At 51.9% G+C, this 566-nt stretch carries 2 protein-coding genes; both read right to left on the bottom strand.

Translation table 11 applies throughout. From position 1 onward, the window contains the following. Nucleotides 1-250: hypothetical protein (locus AC0L20_RS39695; protein ID WP_473295618.1), on the bottom strand; the 250-nt coding region annotated here is incomplete at its 3' end. A gap of 44 nt (nt 251-294) precedes the next feature. Beyond that, the coding region (locus AC0L20_RS39700) for a hypothetical protein (protein WP_473295619.1) at nt 295-566 on the bottom strand (272 nt) is incomplete at its 5' end.

Genomic DNA, 566 nt, shown 5'->3' on the forward strand with positions numbered 1-566 from the left:
CGTCGAAGCTGGCGCGATAAGCACGTTGGTCATTGCTCGCCCAGCGTTCGGCCATCCTGCGGCGCAGGTCGGACTGCCCTGCCTTGGGAAACAGCCTCTCGCCCAGGGCCTTGCCGATGGTCCTCGGGCTGAGCAGACGGGCCAGGCTGCGGCGCTTGGCCCAAGGCCAATAGTCTGCGGCGCTGCGCACCTTGACCTCGGGTAGCAACGTCCAGACGCCCAAATAGACCTTTATCTTTGAGCAGGGCAAGGAGTTTCCCTTTTTTTGCCGGGTCGTCTTCTAGCAAAAGTATGTCAAGAGGCATTTTTTTTCTCTAAAATTGATCTAAGATTAGATTCGATGCGAAGCTCCCAGTCAGAGAATGCTGAATCAAAATATACGGTATCTAAAAAGGTGTTAGGGAAGTCCTTTTTCAGCTGTTTTGATAGCTCTGTTAGCCCCAAGCTTTTCGATCCCTCGCTGAATACTGGATACGATGTCACTACTAGAGTAGGAATCTCCATTTCATAGCGTTCAAGGGTTTCGAAGACCTCAATGCCTCCAAAAGGTCTAGGAGTACCACCAC

This window comes from Bradyrhizobium sp. Kon58, from assembly GCF_055807455.1.